This is a genomic window from Salmonella sp. SAL04214 (assembly GCF_046550615.1).
GTDB lineage: Bacteria > Pseudomonadota > Gammaproteobacteria > Enterobacterales > Enterobacteriaceae > Salmonella > Salmonella enterica.
In genome coordinates, this window is record NZ_JBGDXT010000012.1 from 24,799 (window position 1) to 40,124 (window position 15,326).

The 15,326-nt window shown below is 53.6% G+C and carries 14 protein-coding genes; 9 read left to right on the forward strand and 5 right to left on the reverse strand.

The window, feature by feature from the left end:
- The first annotated feature begins 10 nt into the window (after positions 1-10).
- Both pdxJ and acpS read left to right on the forward strand, forming a co-directional pair.
- Positions 11-742: a pyridoxine 5'-phosphate synthase gene (gene pdxJ / locus ACLJQD_RS18625; protein ID WP_000818969.1), complete on the forward strand. Its 732-nt coding sequence runs from the start codon at positions 11-13 to the stop codon at positions 740-742.
- Entirely contained in the window at positions 742-1,122 is a 381-nt protein-coding gene (gene acpS, locus ACLJQD_RS18630) for a holo-ACP synthase (RefSeq protein ID WP_000986043.1), read from the forward strand. Before pdxJ ends, acpS begins: the two co-directional genes overlap by 1 nt.
- 111 nt (positions 1,123-1,233) lie before the next feature.
- On the opposite strand, the gene ACLJQD_RS18635 is transcribed toward acpS, so the two are convergent.
- Together ACLJQD_RS18635 and ACLJQD_RS18640 are read right to left on the reverse strand one after the other, a co-directional pair.
- On the reverse strand, positions 1,234-1,494 hold the full coding sequence (locus ACLJQD_RS18635; protein WP_001196291.1) for a YfhL family 4Fe-4S dicluster ferredoxin: 261 nt from the start codon (positions 1,492-1,494) through the stop codon (positions 1,234-1,236).
- A 37-nt stretch (positions 1,495-1,531) separates the two neighbouring features.
- Positions 1,532-2,458, reverse strand: coding sequence for a LysR family transcriptional regulator (locus ACLJQD_RS18640; protein WP_001022463.1), 927 nt, complete (start codon positions 2,456-2,458; stop codon positions 1,532-1,534).
- A gap of 115 nt (positions 2,459-2,573) precedes the next feature.
- Between ACLJQD_RS18640 and ACLJQD_RS18645 the strand changes: the two genes are divergently transcribed.
- A complete protein-coding gene (locus ACLJQD_RS18645) occupies positions 2,574-3,770 on the forward strand; it encodes an OFA family MFS transporter (protein ID WP_001276364.1) in 1,197 nt (398 codons plus the stop codon).
- A gap of 21 nt (positions 3,771-3,791) precedes the next feature.
- The gene (locus tag ACLJQD_RS18650; protein ID WP_000684023.1) at positions 3,792-4,709 is read left to right on the forward strand and encodes an oxidoreductase; all 918 of its coding nucleotides are present in this window, start codon (positions 3,792-3,794) and stop codon (positions 4,707-4,709) included.
- 38 nt (positions 4,710-4,747) lie between these two features.
- On the opposite strand, the gene ACLJQD_RS18655 is transcribed toward ACLJQD_RS18650, so the two are convergent.
- A complete protein-coding gene (locus ACLJQD_RS18655) occupies positions 4,748-5,596 on the reverse strand; it encodes a MurR/RpiR family transcriptional regulator (RefSeq protein WP_017442130.1) in 849 nt (282 codons plus the stop codon).
- A gap of 115 nt (positions 5,597-5,711) precedes the next feature.
- Between ACLJQD_RS18655 and murQ the strand changes: the two genes are divergently transcribed.
- Genes murQ through tadA form a run of 4 tightly spaced genes read left to right on the forward strand, consistent with a single transcriptional unit; the run spans position 5,712 to position 9,192 of the window.
- On the forward strand, positions 5,712-6,605 hold the full coding sequence (gene murQ, locus ACLJQD_RS18660; protein ID WP_001048535.1) for an N-acetylmuramic acid 6-phosphate etherase: 894 nt from the start codon (positions 5,712-5,714) through the stop codon (positions 6,603-6,605).
- A gap of 10 nt (positions 6,606-6,615) precedes the next feature.
- Positions 6,616-7,977, forward strand: coding sequence for a PTS transporter subunit EIIC (locus ACLJQD_RS18665; protein WP_000361660.1), 1,362 nt, complete (start codon positions 6,616-6,618; stop codon positions 7,975-7,977).
- Positions 7,978-7,980: 3 nt separating this feature from the next.
- A complete protein-coding gene (yfhb, locus tag ACLJQD_RS18670) occupies positions 7,981-8,616 on the forward strand; it encodes a phosphatidylglycerophosphatase C (protein WP_000253558.1) in 636 nt (211 codons plus the stop codon).
- Positions 8,617-8,640: 24 nt separating this feature from the next.
- Complete coding sequence (gene tadA / locus ACLJQD_RS18675) at positions 8,641-9,192, forward strand: tRNA adenosine(34) deaminase TadA (protein WP_001134564.1); 552 nt, start codon at positions 8,641-8,643, stop codon at positions 9,190-9,192.
- Positions 9,193-9,242: 50 nt separating this feature from the next.
- Here the strand turns inward: tadA and mltF are convergent, their stop codons facing one another.
- Entirely contained in the window at positions 9,243-10,787 is a 1,545-nt protein-coding gene (mltF, locus tag ACLJQD_RS18680) for a membrane-bound lytic murein transglycosylase MltF (RefSeq protein ID WP_000734249.1), read from the reverse strand.
- Positions 10,788-11,021 carry a hypothetical protein gene (locus ACLJQD_RS18685; protein WP_001747289.1) on the reverse strand — a complete coding sequence of 78 codons (234 nt, stop codon included), beginning with the start codon at positions 11,019-11,021 and terminating at the stop codon, positions 10,788-10,790. It abuts the gene before it with no gap.
- Positions 11,022-11,042: 21 nt separating this feature from the next.
- Between ACLJQD_RS18685 and purL the strand changes: the two genes are divergently transcribed.
- Positions 11,043-14,930: a phosphoribosylformylglycinamidine synthase gene (purL, locus tag ACLJQD_RS18690; RefSeq protein ID WP_017442131.1), complete on the forward strand. Its 3,888-nt coding sequence runs from the start codon at positions 11,043-11,045 to the stop codon at positions 14,928-14,930.
- The last annotated feature ends 396 nt before the right edge of the window (positions 14,931-15,326 follow it).

A 15,326-nucleotide genomic window follows, 5' to 3' on the forward strand; every position in this document is an offset into this window, starting at 1 on the left:
GAGGATTGTCATGGCTGAATTACTGTTAGGCGTCAATATTGACCACATTGCCACGTTACGTAATGCGCGCGGCACCGACTATCCGGATCCGGTACAGGCGGCGTTTATTGCTGAACAGGCAGGCGCGGACGGCATTACCGTACACCTGCGCGAAGATCGTCGCCACATTACCGATCGCGATGTGCGCATTCTGCGTCAGACGCTGCATACGCGTATGAATCTGGAGATGGCGGTGACCGAAGAGATGCTGGCGATCGCCGTAGAAACCAGGCCGCATTTCTGTTGTCTGGTGCCGGAAAAACGCCAGGAAGTCACCACCGAAGGCGGCCTGGATGTGGCCGGACAGCGCGATAAAATGCGTGATGCCTGTGCGCGCCTGGCGGCGGCTGGCATCCAGGTTTCGCTCTTTATCGATGCCGATGAAAGGCAAATCAACGCGGCGGCGGAAGTCGGCGCGCCGTTTATCGAAATCCATACCGGCTGCTACGCCAACGCAGAAACCGATGCGGAACAGGCAAAAGAGCTGGCGCGTATTGCCAGCGCCGCGACCCTGGCGGCCCGTCTGGGGCTAAAAGTAAATGCGGGTCATGGCCTGACCTACCATAACGTCAAAGCTATTGCCGCACTGCCGGAAATGCACGAGCTCAATATCGGTCATGCCATTATTGGTCGGGCGGTGATGACGGGGCTGAAAGAGGCGGTGGCTGAAATGAAACGTTTGATGCTGGAAGCGCGCGGCTAATGGCGATTCTCGGCCTGGGAACGGATATTGTAGAGATTGCCCGCATTGAGGCAGTGATCTCCCGTTCCGGCGAACGTCTGGCAAGGCGTGTGCTCAGTGACAACGAGTGGGCTATCTGGGAGACGCATCAGCAGCCGGTGCGTTTTCTCGCCAAGCGTTTTGCGGTCAAAGAGGCGGCAGCGAAAGCTTTTGGCACCGGCATCCGCAACGGTCTGGCGTTTAATCAGTTCGAAGTGTTTAACGATGAGCTGGGAAAACCACGTTTGCGGCTGTGGGGCGAGGCGTTAACGCTGGCGGAAAAACTCGGTGTGGCGCACATGCATGTCACGTTGGCCGATGAACGCCATTACGCCTGCGCCACGGTCATTCTGGAAAGTTAGATTTGCCGGATGGCGGCGTAAACACGTTATCTGACCTACAGGCCGATATATTGTCGGCCTGATAAGCATAGCGCCATCAGGCATTGTTGCGTTGGAAGTGCGTTAACCCGCTTACAGTTTATCTGCGTGATGCATCAGAACAAACTTATCCCACAACTGTTCTTCGGTTTCGACATGGGCGGGATCCTGCAAAATCGTATTGGGGATCGGGCAGACTTTCTGACAGGTCGGCGTTTCGTAATGGCCTACACACTCGGTGCATTTGTCGCTGTTAATCTCATAAATGCTGTCGCCCATTGAAATCGCCTCATTCGGGCACTCCGGCTCGCACATATCGCAATTGATACATTTTTTGGTGATTAACAGCGCCATCAGGAAATTCTCAGAAACAACACAAATCGGGCGGGTATTATACGCCTATTTTCTGCTCGGGCCAGCTCTTTTCTGGCGCTGATTTGTTATCTACAGTGTAAAAATTTTTGATCTGCTTGAGCAGGCAGATGGTTGCGTTATCCAGTGAAAGGTCATTACTGTGCACCAGCATGACAGGAATAAAGAATGCGGGGATGCCCAGTGAAACCAGGCGAACATTTTTGGGTGTCGATAAATGGGTTAGCGAGCGGGTAATAAATGCGATGCCAATCTGCGCTTCGGCATACTCAAGGCATGAGTAGTGGTTATCCAGTTCGCAGATGACGTTAGGGACGACTTTGCGGTTATTAAATTCTGTGGTGATGATCCCTCTTAATAGCAGAGAGTCATTAAGCACGATAATGGGCTGGTCGTTTAAATCTTTTAAATGCAGACGTTCGCGTGTCGCCAGAGGATGAGAAAGTGGAATTGCAGCGATAATTTCATCTTCAAACAGCATGGTCGAGCTTAGCTGGGCAGGGAGCGCTGTTCGATAAACAATGCCAATATCAACGGCGCTATCCGTCAGCTTTTTAATGGTTTGCTCAGTTGAGAACTCTTTAACATTTAAAGATATTTCCGGATGGTGCGCCATAAAGTTGCGAAAAGCGGGCAGGACCAGGTAGCTGCCTGACACCCCGATTGAAATAGTATCGCGCTGTTGGTCCTGATAGGGTAGAAGTTCATTTTCGGCATTTTTTAAATCCAGCATTATTTTGTTAGCGTGTCGTTGCAAAATAATGCCTGCTTTTGTTAATTTAATTCCTCTACCTTTTCGCTTAAATAATATTGTTTTAAGTGATGACTCAAGTTGTTTGATTTGCTGACTTAATGATGGCTGAGTGATAAACAGGCGACTGGCTGCCCGACCATAATGTAATTCATCACACAATATCAGGAAGGAATGTAGTTGTTTGATATTCATTAAAATTTAATGCCAATCGATTGGGTTTTGTTATAACGATTATAAAAAATACCAAATTGTTTGCCTATTTTGCTTTTTTTAAACTGTGATCAGTGCATTTTAAAAAGGGAAAATTATGTCGGCATCAATCAACCGCTGGGGAATGCTTGCCGCTCACGTGTGCATCAATTTTGTGCTCGGGGGCGTCTACGCATTTAGCTATTTCAAAACACCACTCATGGCGCAATATCACTGGGATCCGGCTACGCTGGCGTTAGCATTCTCTATCAACATGGGGATCATTCCTTTACCGATGATTTGGGGCGGGAGAATGATCGACAATGGTAAAGGAAAGCAGGCGATAGTTATCGGCGGTATCCTGTTTTCTTTAGGTTTTATCTTGTCCGGGTTTGTGGATAATTTGCCCATGCTGTTTTTAACCTACGGCGTCATTGCCGGGTTGGGATCGGGCCTGGCTTTTACGGGTAATCTTAATAATATTCTGAAATTTTTCCCTGACCGTCGCGGTCTGGCCAGCGGTATCGTACTGGCGGGTGTTGGCGTCGGGACGCTACTTTGCACCCGCCTGGCCGAATATTTTATGGCGCAAACTCACGATGTTAGTCGGGCGTTGTTATATCTGGGTATTGTTTATCTGGTGGTTATTTTTATCGTCCAGTTCTTTATTCGTAGCGCGCCAGCAAAAGATAGTGGAGGAATTAAAGCGTCGCCTCTGGATAAAGACTATCGGCACATGCTGAAAGATCTGCGCTTCTGGCTGCTGTTTATGATTCTGGCGCTGGGCGTGTTCTCTGGGATGGTAATTAGCTCAAGTTCTGCGCAAATTGGTATGACGCAGTACGGTTTACTGTCCGGTGCATTAGTCGTTAGCCTGGTCTCGATATTTAACTCGATCGGTCGCCTGTTCTGGGGAGGGTTAACCGATAAATTAGGCGGCTATAATACGCTGGTTATTGTTTACCTCTTTACTTGCTTGTGTATGCTGCTGTTATTTTTCTTCAATGGCAATACTTCGGTATTTTATTTCAGCGCTCTGGGCGTGGGCTTTGCTTATGCCGGTATATTAGTTATCTTCCCTGGCTTGACCAGCCAGAATTTTGGTATGCGTAACCAGGGGCTAAACTACGGCTTTATGTATTTTGGTTTTGCCGTCGGTGCGGTTATTGCTCCTTATGTAACGTCCGCTATTGCAAAATATACCGGAAGCTACAATACAGTATTTATTTTGACAACGGTGCTATTGCTTATTGGAGTCGTGTTGACCCTGATAACGAAGAAATATGTCGCAACGGTTTTAGCCAAAATTCATTAATCAGATAATAAGGAAATAAAAATGAAAATTGCAATCGCAGGTGCAGGCGCTATGGGATGTCGTTTTGGCTATATGCTGCTGGAGGCCGGGCACGACGTGACGCTTATTGATGGCTGGCAGGAGCATGTCGACGCTATTCGTAGCAAGGGGTTGTTTGTCGAAACGGAAACGACTCAGAAGTATTACCCCATCCCTGCTATGTTGGCCGATGAATCCCAGGGGGAGTTTGAGCTGGTTATTCTGTTTACCAAAGCCATGCAGCTGGATAGCATGTTACAGCGTATTAAGCCATTACTGCCAGCCGCGAAAGTAGTGATGATTTTATCTAACGGCCTGGGAAATATTGAAACGCTGGAGAAATATGTCGATCGGCAGAAAATCTATGCGGGTGTGACGTTATGGTCCAGCGAACTGGAGGGGGCTGGGCATATTATGGCCACCGGTACCGGAACGATTGAACTGCAGCCGATTGCCAGCCAGGATTCGGCTCAAGAGGCTAAGGTCATTGCCACCCTTAATAGCGCTGGATTGAATGCTGAAATAAGCCCTGACGTATTATTATCGATCTGGAAGAAAGCAGCCTTTAATAGCGTAATGAACACCTATTGCGCGTTACTGGATTGTAATGTCGGCGGATTTGGTCAGCGGCCTGGTGCTTTAGATTTAGCGCAAGCGGTAGTTGATGAGTTTGTATTGGTTGCTGCCAGCCAGAATATTCCGTTGACTGAGCAAATGGTGATGAATACGGTGAAGAAAGTGTTCGATCCGCGTGAGAGCGGCCACCACTATCCTTCTATGCATCAGGATTTACATAAAGGCCGACTGACTGAAATCGACTATTTAAATGGTGCGATTGCGCGAATCGGCGCTCAGAACAATATTGCCGTACCGGTTAACACACTCCTGACGCAATTGATTCACGCGAAAGAAGCGCAATAAACTTGATAGCTCTTCTGCATGAGGCGGAAGAGCCATTTTCAAACCAGTTTTTTTACCAGCGCCTCGCTATGGCGAATACGCTCCGGCGCCCGCTCTAAATCCTGTTGTACCAGCGCCATAAACAGTAAGTCGGTCAACATCATTTGCGCATGTGTTGAGGAGATAGCGGCGCTGCGCGTCGCCTGCTCTTCAGCAATCGTATACAGACAGCGGGTGGCGCGCTGCTGCAAGGCGTTGGGTGAAAAACCGGTAATGGCCAGGATCTTCGCGCCTGCGCGTAATGTTTCGTCCGCCGCCAGGTTCAGCTCGCGCCGTTCCCCGGAATAAGAGATCGCCAGCAGCAGATCCTCCGGCGCCAGCGCCTGCACCGTCGCCAGCAGGGCGTGCATATCGCGCTCAACCACCGCGTTAATGCCAATCTTCAGTAGCTTCCAGGCAAAATTTTGCGCCACCAGCCCAGAGGCACCAATCCCGGTGATCACAATACGGCGGGCGTGGCGCAGCATCGTGACGCTTTCTAACAGCTTTTCTTCACTGTTAACGTCCAGCGTGGCGTGCATCGCCGCCATATTCTCTTTAATTAATTTTTCCCCGACCAGGCGCATCGGATCGTCGCCGCGAATCTGGTTATGAACGGGAACGGAATGCGGATTAGGATTGCTGGCCAACGCTTCGCTGAGAGCCAGTTTCAACGCCGGAAACCCTTTAAACCCCAGTTTTTGCGCGAACTTGACTACGCTGGATTGGCTGACGCCCGCTTCGGCCGCCAGTTGCTGCGAGCTCAGATGCCGCGCCGTATCCGGTTGCGCGAGCAGATAATCCGCCAGTTTCCTGTCGCTTTGCGCGAGATCCGGATAACGCTGGCGAATACGAATCAAACAGTTCATGGGCAGCTCCTGCGAAACGTGATGGCGACGACAAAACGAAATTTCACTCGCCTGGGGGAATATTCTATTCCATCATGGACGCTTATTATGAATTAAAAATTCCAGAGGGACAAAAATGAATCTCGGTACCTTAGTGTCTGAAACCCGTAACCCGCAAACGATGGATCTGGATGCGTTGCCTACTCCTGAATTAGTTAAGCGTTTTAATGAACAGGATACGCGGGTAGCGGAAGCAGTAAAAGCCACTCTGCCTGACGTTGCGCGTGCGGTGGATGCCGCGGCGGCGGCGCTGAAGTCTGGCGGACGTATCATCTATATGGGCGCGGGCACCAGTGGTCGGCTTGGCGTACTGGATGCCTCAGAATGCCCCCCGACGTTTGGCGTTCCGCACGGTCTGGTCGTCGGGCTGATTGCCGGCGGGCCGGGCGCGTTGTTGAAAGCGGTCGAAGGCGCGGAAGACAGCCAACAGGCAGGCGAAGACGATCTTGTCGCACTAAATCTGCAAGAACAGGATCTGGTCGTGGGGCTCGCGGCGTCGGGTCGTACACCCTATGTGATTGGTGGCCTGCGCTATGCGCGACAGTCCGGTTGTACCACTGTTGCCGTCTCCTGTAATCCAGATTCGCCTATTGCGCGGGAGGCTAATATCGCTATTTCGCCCGTTGTCGGGCCGGAAGCGCTTACCGGCTCCACGCGGCTGAAATCCGGCACCGCGCAGAAAATGGTGCTCAATATGATTTCTACCGGCGCGATGGTGAAGTTCGGTAAGGTCTATCAGAACCTGATGGTGGATATGAAAGCCACCAACGTCAAACTGGTCGATCGCGCGTGTCGGATGGTCGTTGAAGCGACCGGGATAGGTCGTGAAGAGGCGGAAACGTTGCTGAAACAGACCGATTTTGAGGTTAAGCCCGCCATTTTGATGGCGCTTACGGGGCTGGATGCTGCAGCCGCCAGGGAAAAACTCGCCGCTCATCAGGGCTTTTTAAGGGCGGCGTTAGAACACTAAAGAGGTGTGTATGGATAAGACGGCAGCGCTCGCCAGCGACATTTTACGTGGTATCGGCGGAGAGCAAAATATTCTGCGCCTGGAAAACTGTATGACGCGAGTCAGAGTGGAGGTACAGGACGACAGCCAACTGGATATTCCGCGCTTAAAAGCGTTGCCTGGCGTCAGTGGATACGTAAAGCAAGGGGAGCAACATCAGCTGATCGTTGGGCCGGGGAAGGCTGCGCAGGTGGTTGATGCGATGCGCGTGCAGATTGCCGCAGGTGGTGTAAAGCCGGACGATGCTATGGCGCGTACCAAATCCGAGGCGAAAGCGAAGTATAAAGCGCCGATGAGCGATGCGTTGCGTAAGCTGGCGAATGTTTTTATACCGCTTATCCCCGCCTTTATCGCATCCGGCTTGATTACCGGCATTATCAACATTCTTAAACGTCCGGATATCGTCGGCGATGTTGCCGTCCACTATCCTAACCTGCTGGGCCTGATGGGGATATTTGGTAGCGCGGTGTTCGCTATCATGAACATTCTGGTTGGCGTCAATACCGCGAAAGTCTTTGGCGGATCGCAGGCGTTAGGCGGCGTGATGGCGGGGATCCTTTCCAGCCCGCAACTGGCGCAGATTACGCTCTTTGGCGAGGCGCTTCAGCCGGGACGGGGCGGCGTTATCGCCGTCCTGCTGGTGGTGGCGTTAATGTGCTGGATTGAGCGCCAGTTCCGTAAGCTGCTGCCGGGGTCGCTGGAGTTAATTCTTAACCCTTTATTGACGACTGTTATCACCGGCGCGGTAGCGATTGTCGCTCTGCAACCGCTTGGCGGCTGGATTTCAGACGCTATCGCTCACGGCGCGTCCTGGGCTATCGATCGCGGCGGTTTTCTGGTGGGCGCGGTGTTAGCCGGAACCTTCCTGCCGTTGGTACTGACCGGGCTGCATCAGGGGCTGGTGCCTATTCATGTGGAGCTGGTGCAAGCGCACGGCTATAACGCGCTGTTTCCCATCCTGGCGATGGCGGGCGTTGGTCAGATAGGCGCGGCCATTGCCGTACTGATGAAAACCCGCAATGCGCGGCTCAAAAAGGTGATTAAAGGCGCGCTTCCGGTCGGACTGCTGGGGATTGGCGAGCCGCTGATTTTTGGCGTCACGCTGCCATTGGGTAAGCCATTTATTGGCGCTTGCCTCGGCGGCGCGGTAGGCGGGGCGTTGATCAGCTACTGGAAAGTGGCGACGGTAATTACCTTTGGTATTTCCGGTTTGCCGCTGGCATTAACAATTGTTGCCGGAAAAGTCCTGTTCTATCTGTTAGGCTATTTAATAGCGGTAATTGCCGGGTTTATTTTTACCTGGCTGCTGGGGTTCAATGATCCAGAGGAGTAAGGTTTGGTCAGCCACGAGCGTCGTGTCGTCTTTTTTGATTTGGATGGAACGTTACATCAACAGGATATGTTCGGCAGTTTTCTGCGTTATTTGCTGCGCCGTCAGCCGCTAAATGCGCTGCTCGTACTGCCGTTGTTGCCCATTATCGGTATCGGTTTACTGGTAAAAGGGCGTGCGGCCCGCTGGCCGATGAGTCTGTTATTGTGGGGCTGTACTTTTGGCCATAGCGAAACGCGTTTGCAGGCGCATCAGGCGGATTTTGTCCGTTGGTTTCGCGCTAACGTCACGGCGTTTCCGGTTGTACAGGAGCGTCTGACCACCTATCTATTGAGCTCTGACGCGGATATCTGGCTTATTACCGGTTCTCCGCAATCATTGGTAGAGCAAGTCTATTTTGATACGCCGTGGCTGCCGCGCGTTAACCTCATCGCCAGCCAGATGGCGCGACGGTATGGCGGCTGGGTATTAACCGTGCGCTGTCTGGGCCATGAAAAAGTCGCGCAACTGGAACGTAAAATCGGTACGCCGCTGCGTCTTTATAGCGGCTACAGCGACAGCAAACAGGATAACCCGCTGCTTTATTTTTGCCAGCATCGCTGGCGGGTGACGCCGCACGGCGAGCTGCAGCAGCTCGAATAGTGAAACGCATAGCGTCTGTGTATAATGCCGCCCGCTTTCATTACCGGAGTTACCTCTTTGTCTGATGTCGAATTAGATCACGAATACTGGATGCGCCACGCGCTGACGCTGGCGAAACGCGCCTGGGACGAACGCGAGGTTCCGGTTGGCGCGGTATTGGTGCATAACCATCGCGTCATTGGCGAAGGCTGGAACCGACCCATTGGCCGCCACGATCCTACTGCGCATGCTGAAATAATGGCGCTGCGTCAGGGCGGTCTGGTATTGCAGAATTATCGGTTACTGGATACCACGCTGTATGTCACACTGGAACCCTGTGTGATGTGCGCAGGCGCTATGGTGCATAGCCGCATTGGACGCGTTGTCTTTGGCGCGCGCGATGCAAAAACCGGCGCGGCCGGATCGCTAATTGATGTGCTGCACCATCCGGGAATGAATCACCGGGTCGACATTATTGAAGGGGTGCTGCGCGATGAATGTGCGACGCTGCTCAGTGATTTTTTCCGTATGCGTCGTCAGGAAATTAAAGCCCTGAAGAAAGCCGACCGTGCGGAAGGCGCGGGGCCGACAGTATAGCGCAATGCCGGATAAGACGTTGCGCGTCGCCATCCGATAAGACCATCGCGCTATTTTTCTTCTTTCTTCTGCGGCGTAAACAGTAAAGACGGCGAATGCGTCAGGTAGCCTGATGACTGCGATAAAAACGACAGGAGGGGGAAGGGCGCTTTATTCAGCTCCTCCGGCGACACCGCCGGGTAATCCTGCGCCAGTTTCATGGCTTCCGCTTCCTGCTTTTCTTTTTCCTGCAAATACCCCACTAAACTTATCTGGTATTTACGGATATTTTCCACATAAGCATAAGCCTCATGTCCACGCGCGTAACCGTAGGTTAGCTTACTGTAATACGGTTTTTGGCTTAACAGAGGCAAACGCTGCTTCACATCGGTCCAGCTATCCGGATTGCCTTTGGTTTTTACCGTCAGCGATCTGGCATCGAGCATGTGCGCATAACCCATATTGTAGGCGGCTAAGGCAAACCAGATACGCTCGTCTTCCGGAACGGTTTCGGGAACTTTAGCCATCATATCTTCAAGATAGCGAGCGCCGCCGCTGATGCTTTGCTCCGCATCGGTACGGTCGGTCAGCCCCAGACTTTGGGCGGTATTTTTAGTCAGCATCATCAGGCCGCGCACGCCGGTTGGCGAGGTCGCCAGCGGGTCCCAGTGTGATTCCTGATAAGAAATCGCCGCCAGCAGGCGCCAGTCTATCTCTTTGGCATATTTTTTAAATAACGGTTCCAGCTCCGGCAGGACGTTATCTACCGCTCGCAGGAAAGAGCGGGTATCAACGTAGTCGAAATCATCGCCATGTCCCAGATATTTCTCTTCGATCCGCGCCAGAGAACCGTCTTCATTGATCGAATTGAAAAAATCGAGCAGCGCGGCGGAGAGCGTATTATCGTCGTCCAGTCGGCTAAACCAGGTCACGGGCTGTTCATCCGTGACGTCCAGCGCCACGGCCAGTTCGGGATGGACGCGCTGAAACAGACTGATCGCCACTGAATCGGCAATGGTGTAATCCAGTTTGCCGCTGATGACCTCTTCCAGCAGCGTCGTCGAGCCTTTTTTATCATCCACTTTCCAGCTCAGATCGGGAAACTTTGTCTCTTTTAAACGCTGTAAATCATTGACCACGACGTGCCCTGGCGCAATGGTAAGCTGATTCTCGTTAACGGTCGCCAGCGAACGTGGGCGATATTGTCCGACCCGGTAGACGAGCTGTTGCGAAACCGAGTAATACATGGGACCGGGCTGATAGTTTTTAACGCGCGCGCTGTCGTAGACCAGCCCTGCCGCGAGTAGGTCGGCATTGCCGTTATCCAGATCGTCAAACAATTGGCTGATATTCTGGCGCACCGTCACTTTCAGCTTCACGCCGAGATAGTTGGCGAACTGCTGCGCCAGTTCATAGTCCAGACCATATTTTTTACCGTTGATAACGGAATAGGTTAATGGCGAGTCGATCGTACTGACGCGCAGTACCCCCCGGGCTTGAATCGCGGCGATATGGTTTTCGGTTTTACCGAACCAGGGGATTGAGGGCCAAAGGGCTGCTGCCAGCAGCAGCGTCAATATGCCGATGAACAGATAATTAATCTTTAATTTTTTCAATTAGTTAATTCTCTGGATCGTGCGTTGCCTCGGGCTGAAAAAGATGTTTTGCTGCAATAGATAAGTCATTAATGAGCGGCATTTTGCGTAACAATGCGCCAGTTGGCAACTTATTCGCAACGATAGCCGCACCGTATGACAAGAAAAAGCGGTGATTTTATTTCTACGCAAACGGTTTCGTCGGCGCGTCAGATTCTTTATAATGACGGCCGTTTCCCCCCTTGCGCACACCAAAGCTTAGAAGACGAGAGACTTATGATGGAAATTCTGCGTGGTTCGCCTGCACTGTCTGCATTCCGTATCAATAAACTGCTGGCGCGCTTTCAGGCTGCCAACCTCCAGGTCCACAATATATACGCTGAGTATGTCCATTTTGCTGACCTGAACGCCCCGTTAAATGATAGCGAGCAGGCGCAGCTTACCCGTCTGTTGCAATACGGCCCGGCGCTTAGCAGCCATACGCCGGCGGGTAAACTCCTGTTGGTCACACCGCGTCCTGGTACCATCTCCCCCTGGTCTTCAAAAGCAACGGATATCGCCCACAACTGCGGCCTGCAACAGGTTGATCGTCTGGAGCGTGGCGTAGCGTACTATATCGAGGCTTCGACGTTGACGGCGGAACAGTGGCGACAAGTGGCCGCAGAGCTGCACGACCGTATGATGGAGACGGTGTTCTCTTCTTTAACCGATGCGGAAAAACTGTTTATCCACCATCAGCCTGCGCCGGTTTCCAGTGTCGATCTGCTGGGAGAAGGCCGTCAGGCGTTAATTGACGCCAACCTGCGTCTTGGTCTGGCGCTGGCGGAAGATGAAATCGACTATTTGCAGGAGGCGTTTACCAAACTGGGACGCAACCCGAACGATATCGAATTGTACATGTTCGCCCAGGCGAACTCCGAGCACTGCCGGCACAAGATTTTTAACGCCGACTGGATTATCGACGGTAAACCGCAGCCGAAGTCGCTGTTTAAAATGATTAAAAACACCTTCGAAACCACGCCGGACTATGTGCTCTCTGCCTATAAAGACAATGCCGCGGTGATGGAAGGATCTGCGGTGGGGCGCTACTTCGCCGATCACAATACTGGCCGTTACGATTTTCATCAGGAGCCCGCGCACATTCTGATGAAGGTCGAAACGCATAACCACCCAACCGCTATCTCTCCGTGGCCGGGGGCGGCGACCGGTTCCGGCGGCGAAATTCGTGATGAAGGCGCCACCGGGCGTGGCGCGAAACCAAAAGCCGGGCTGGTGGGCTTCTCCGTTTCCAACCTGCGTATTCCGGGCTTTGAACAGCCGTGGGAAGAGGATTTTGGCAAGCCGGAACGTATTGTCACTGCGCTGGATATCATGACCGAAGGTCCGCTGGGCGGCGCGGCGTTTAACAACGAATTTGGTCGCCCGGCGCTGACCGGTTACTTCCGTACTTATGAAGAGAAAGTGAACAGCCACAACGGCGAAGAGCTGCGCGGCTACCATAAGCCGATCATGCTGGCGGGCGGGATCGGTAATATCCGCGCCGATCACGTGCAGAAAGGCGAGATCGTCGTCGGCGCGAAGCTGATCGTCCTTGGCGGCCCGGCGATGAATATCGGCCTCGGCGGCGGCGCGGCATCGTCAATGGCTTCCGGCCAGTCTGATGCGGATCTCGATTTTGCCTCTGTTCAGCGCGACAACCCGGAAATGGAACGCCGCTGCCAGGAAGTGATCGACCGCTGCTGGCAGTTGGGCGACGCTAACCCAATCTTGTTTATCCATGATGTGGGCGCGGGCGGTCTCTCCAATGCGATGCCGGAGCTGGTGAGCGACGGCGGGCGAGGCGGGAAGTTCGAACTGCGCGACATTCTTAGCGACGAGCCGGGCATGAGCCCGCTGGAAATCTGGTGTAACGAATCCCAGGAGCGCTATGTGCTGGCGGTCGCGGCTGACCAGTTGCCGCTGTTCGATGAACTGTGTAAGCGCGAACGCGCGCCGTATGCGGTCATTGGCGACGCTACCGAAGAACAGCATCTCTCGTTGCATGATAACCATTTCGACAATCAGCCGATCGACCTGCCGCTGGATGTCCTGCTGGGCAAAACGCCGAAAATGACCCGCGATGTGCAAACATTGAAGGCGAAAGGCGATGCGCTGAACCGCGCGGATATCACGATTGCCGACGCGGTAAATCGTGTTCTGCATCTGCCGACCGTGGCGGAAAAAACCTTCCTTGTCACTATTGGCGACCGTACCGTCACCGGTATGGTGGCGCGTGACCAGATGGTTGGCCCGTGGCAGGTCCCGGTGGCTGACTGCGCGGTCACTACCGCCAGCCTCGACAGCTACTACGGCGAAGCGATGTCGATTGGCGAGCGCGCGCCGGTGGCGCTGCTGGACTTTGCCGCTTCCGCCCGTCTGGCCGTCGGTGAAGCGTTGACTAACATTGCCGCGACGCAGATTGGCGATATCAAGCGCATTAAGCTTTCCGCTAACTGGATGGCGGCAGCCGGTCATCCTGGCGAAGATGCCGGTTTGTATGACGCGGTTAAAGCGGTGGGAGAGGAACTCTGTCCGCAGCTTGGCCTGACGATTCCGGTGGGCAAAGATTCGATGTCGATGAAAACCCGCTGGCAGGAAGGCAACGAACAGCGCGAAATGACCTCGCCGCTGTCGCTGGTGATTTCCGCGTTTGCCCGTGTGGAAGACGTGCGTCACACCCTTACGCCGCAGCTGTCAACGGAAGATAACGCCTTGCTGCTGATCGATCTTGGCAAGGGCCACAACGCGCTGGGCGCAACGGCGCTGGCGCAGGTCTATCGTCAGCTTGGCGACAAACCCGCGGACGTGCGTGACGTCGCGCAACTGAAAGGCTTCTATGACGCCATGCAGGCGCTGGTCGCTGCGCGTAAATTACTGGCCTGGCACGACCGTTCCGACGGCGGTCTGCTGGTGACGCTGGCCGAGATGGCCTTTGCCGGCCACTGCGGCGTGCAGGTCGATATCGCTGCGCTGGGCGATGACCATCTGGCTGCGCTGTTCAACGAGGAGCTGGGCGGCGTGATTCAGGTACGCGCTGAAGACAGAGACGCGGTCGAAGCGCTGTTGGCGCAGTACGGCCTTGCTGACTGCGTCCACTACCTTGGTCAGGCTCTGGCTGGCGATCGCTTTGTGATTACCGCTAATGACCAGACGGTATTCAGCGAAAGCCGTACTACGCTGCGTATCTGGTGGGCGGAAACCACCTGGCAGATGCAGCGTCTGCGCGACAATCCGCAATGTGCTGACCAGGAACACGAGGCGAAAGCGAATGATGCCGATCCGGGCCTCAACGTGAAGCTGTCGTTTGATATTAATGAAGATATCGCCGCGCCGTACATTGCGACAGGCGCACGACCGAAAGTCGCTGTACTGCGCGAGCAGGGGGTGAACTCTCACGTGGAGATGGCGGCGGCGTTCCATCGTGCGGGCTTTGACGCGATTGACGTCCATATGAGCGACCTGCTGGGCGGTCGTATCGGTCTGGGCAACTTCCATGCGCTGGTGGCTTGCGGCGGCTTTTCCTACGGCGACGTGCTGGGGGCGGGCGAAGGCTGGGCGAAATCCATTTTGTTTAACCCTCGGGTGCGCGACGAATTCGAAACCTTCTTCCATCGTCCGCAGACGCTGGCGCTTGGGGTGTGCAACGGTTGCCAGATGATGTCGAATCTGCGCGAGCTGATCCCGGGCAGCGAACTGTGGCCGCGTTTTGTACGTAACCATTCTGACCGCTTCGAAGCCCGCTTCAGCCTGGTGGAAGTGACGCAAAGCCCATCGCTGCTGCTGCAAGGAATGGTAGGCTCACAGATGCCGATTGCGGTTTCCCATGGGGAAGGGCGCGTTGAGGTGCGGGACGATGCGCATCTCAACGCGCTTGAGAGCAAAGGCCTGGTCGCCCTGCGCTACGTTGATAACTTTGGTAAGGTGACCGAAACCTATCCGGCTAACCCGAACGGTTCGCCGAACGGCATCACGGCGGTGACGACCGAAAACGGTCGGGTGACGATTATGATGCCGCATCCGGAACGCGTATTCCGCACCGTCGCCAACTCCTGGCACCCGGAAAACTGGGGCGAGGATAGCCCGTGGATGCGTATCTTCCGTAATGCGCGTAAGCAGCTTGGTTAATTAGCCCGATAGCCATTAAGCCCCTCTTCACGAGGGGCTTTTTTGTAGACGGCGTTTACAGGCCCACGGGGAAGCGCGGTTGAAGCTACCGTCTTGAACGTCAAGCGGTAGGCCGGATAAGGCGTTTACGCCGCCATCCGGCAATAAACTAGTGCTTATGCCGCAAGATTAAAGTGTCGGGAAATCCCGACATGAGTGGGGGATAGGTTGTCGCCAAAAAGAGACATTTAACTATTTGATTTTAAATTGTTTTATTTTTAGGTGTTGCAGGTGTTGCTGATTGGCGACAGAAAGGGCAAAAAACAGACAGAGCCATTTTTAGCATGAATAACGATATTTTTCATATCTATCATTGTGTTAACAAAGTCTTTTGAATGTTGGCACAATTACTGCATA

What these genes read in the sequence shown, in the direction of transcription:
- pdxJ (WP_000818969.1), top strand. Translation starts at nt 11, where the DNA reads ATGGCTGAATTACTGTTAGGCGTCAATATTGACCACATTGCCACGTTA.
- acpS (WP_000986043.1), top strand. Translation starts at nt 742, where the DNA reads ATGGCGATTCTCGGCCTGGGAACGGATATTGTAGAGATTGCCCGCATT.
- ACLJQD_RS18635 (WP_001196291.1), bottom strand. Translation starts at nt 1,494, where the DNA reads ATGGCGCTGTTAATCACCAAAAAATGTATCAATTGCGATATGTGCGAG.
- ACLJQD_RS18640 (WP_001022463.1), bottom strand. Translation starts at nt 2,458, where the DNA reads ATGAATATCAAACAACTACATTCCTTCCTGATATTGTGTGATGAATTA.
- ACLJQD_RS18645 (WP_001276364.1), top strand. Translation starts at nt 2,574, where the DNA reads ATGTCGGCATCAATCAACCGCTGGGGAATGCTTGCCGCTCACGTGTGC.
- ACLJQD_RS18650 (WP_000684023.1), top strand. Translation starts at nt 3,792, where the DNA reads ATGAAAATTGCAATCGCAGGTGCAGGCGCTATGGGATGTCGTTTTGGC.
- ACLJQD_RS18655 (WP_017442130.1), bottom strand. Translation starts at nt 5,596, where the DNA reads ATGAACTGTTTGATTCGTATTCGCCAGCGTTATCCGGATCTCGCGCAA.
- murQ (WP_001048535.1), top strand. Translation starts at nt 5,712, where the DNA reads ATGAATCTCGGTACCTTAGTGTCTGAAACCCGTAACCCGCAAACGATG.
- ACLJQD_RS18665 (WP_000361660.1), top strand. Translation starts at nt 6,616, where the DNA reads ATGGATAAGACGGCAGCGCTCGCCAGCGACATTTTACGTGGTATCGGC.
- tadA (WP_001134564.1), top strand. Translation starts at nt 8,641, where the DNA reads ATGCCGCCCGCTTTCATTACCGGAGTTACCTCTTTGTCTGATGTCGAA.
- purL (WP_017442131.1), top strand. Translation starts at nt 11,043, where the DNA reads ATGATGGAAATTCTGCGTGGTTCGCCTGCACTGTCTGCATTCCGTATC.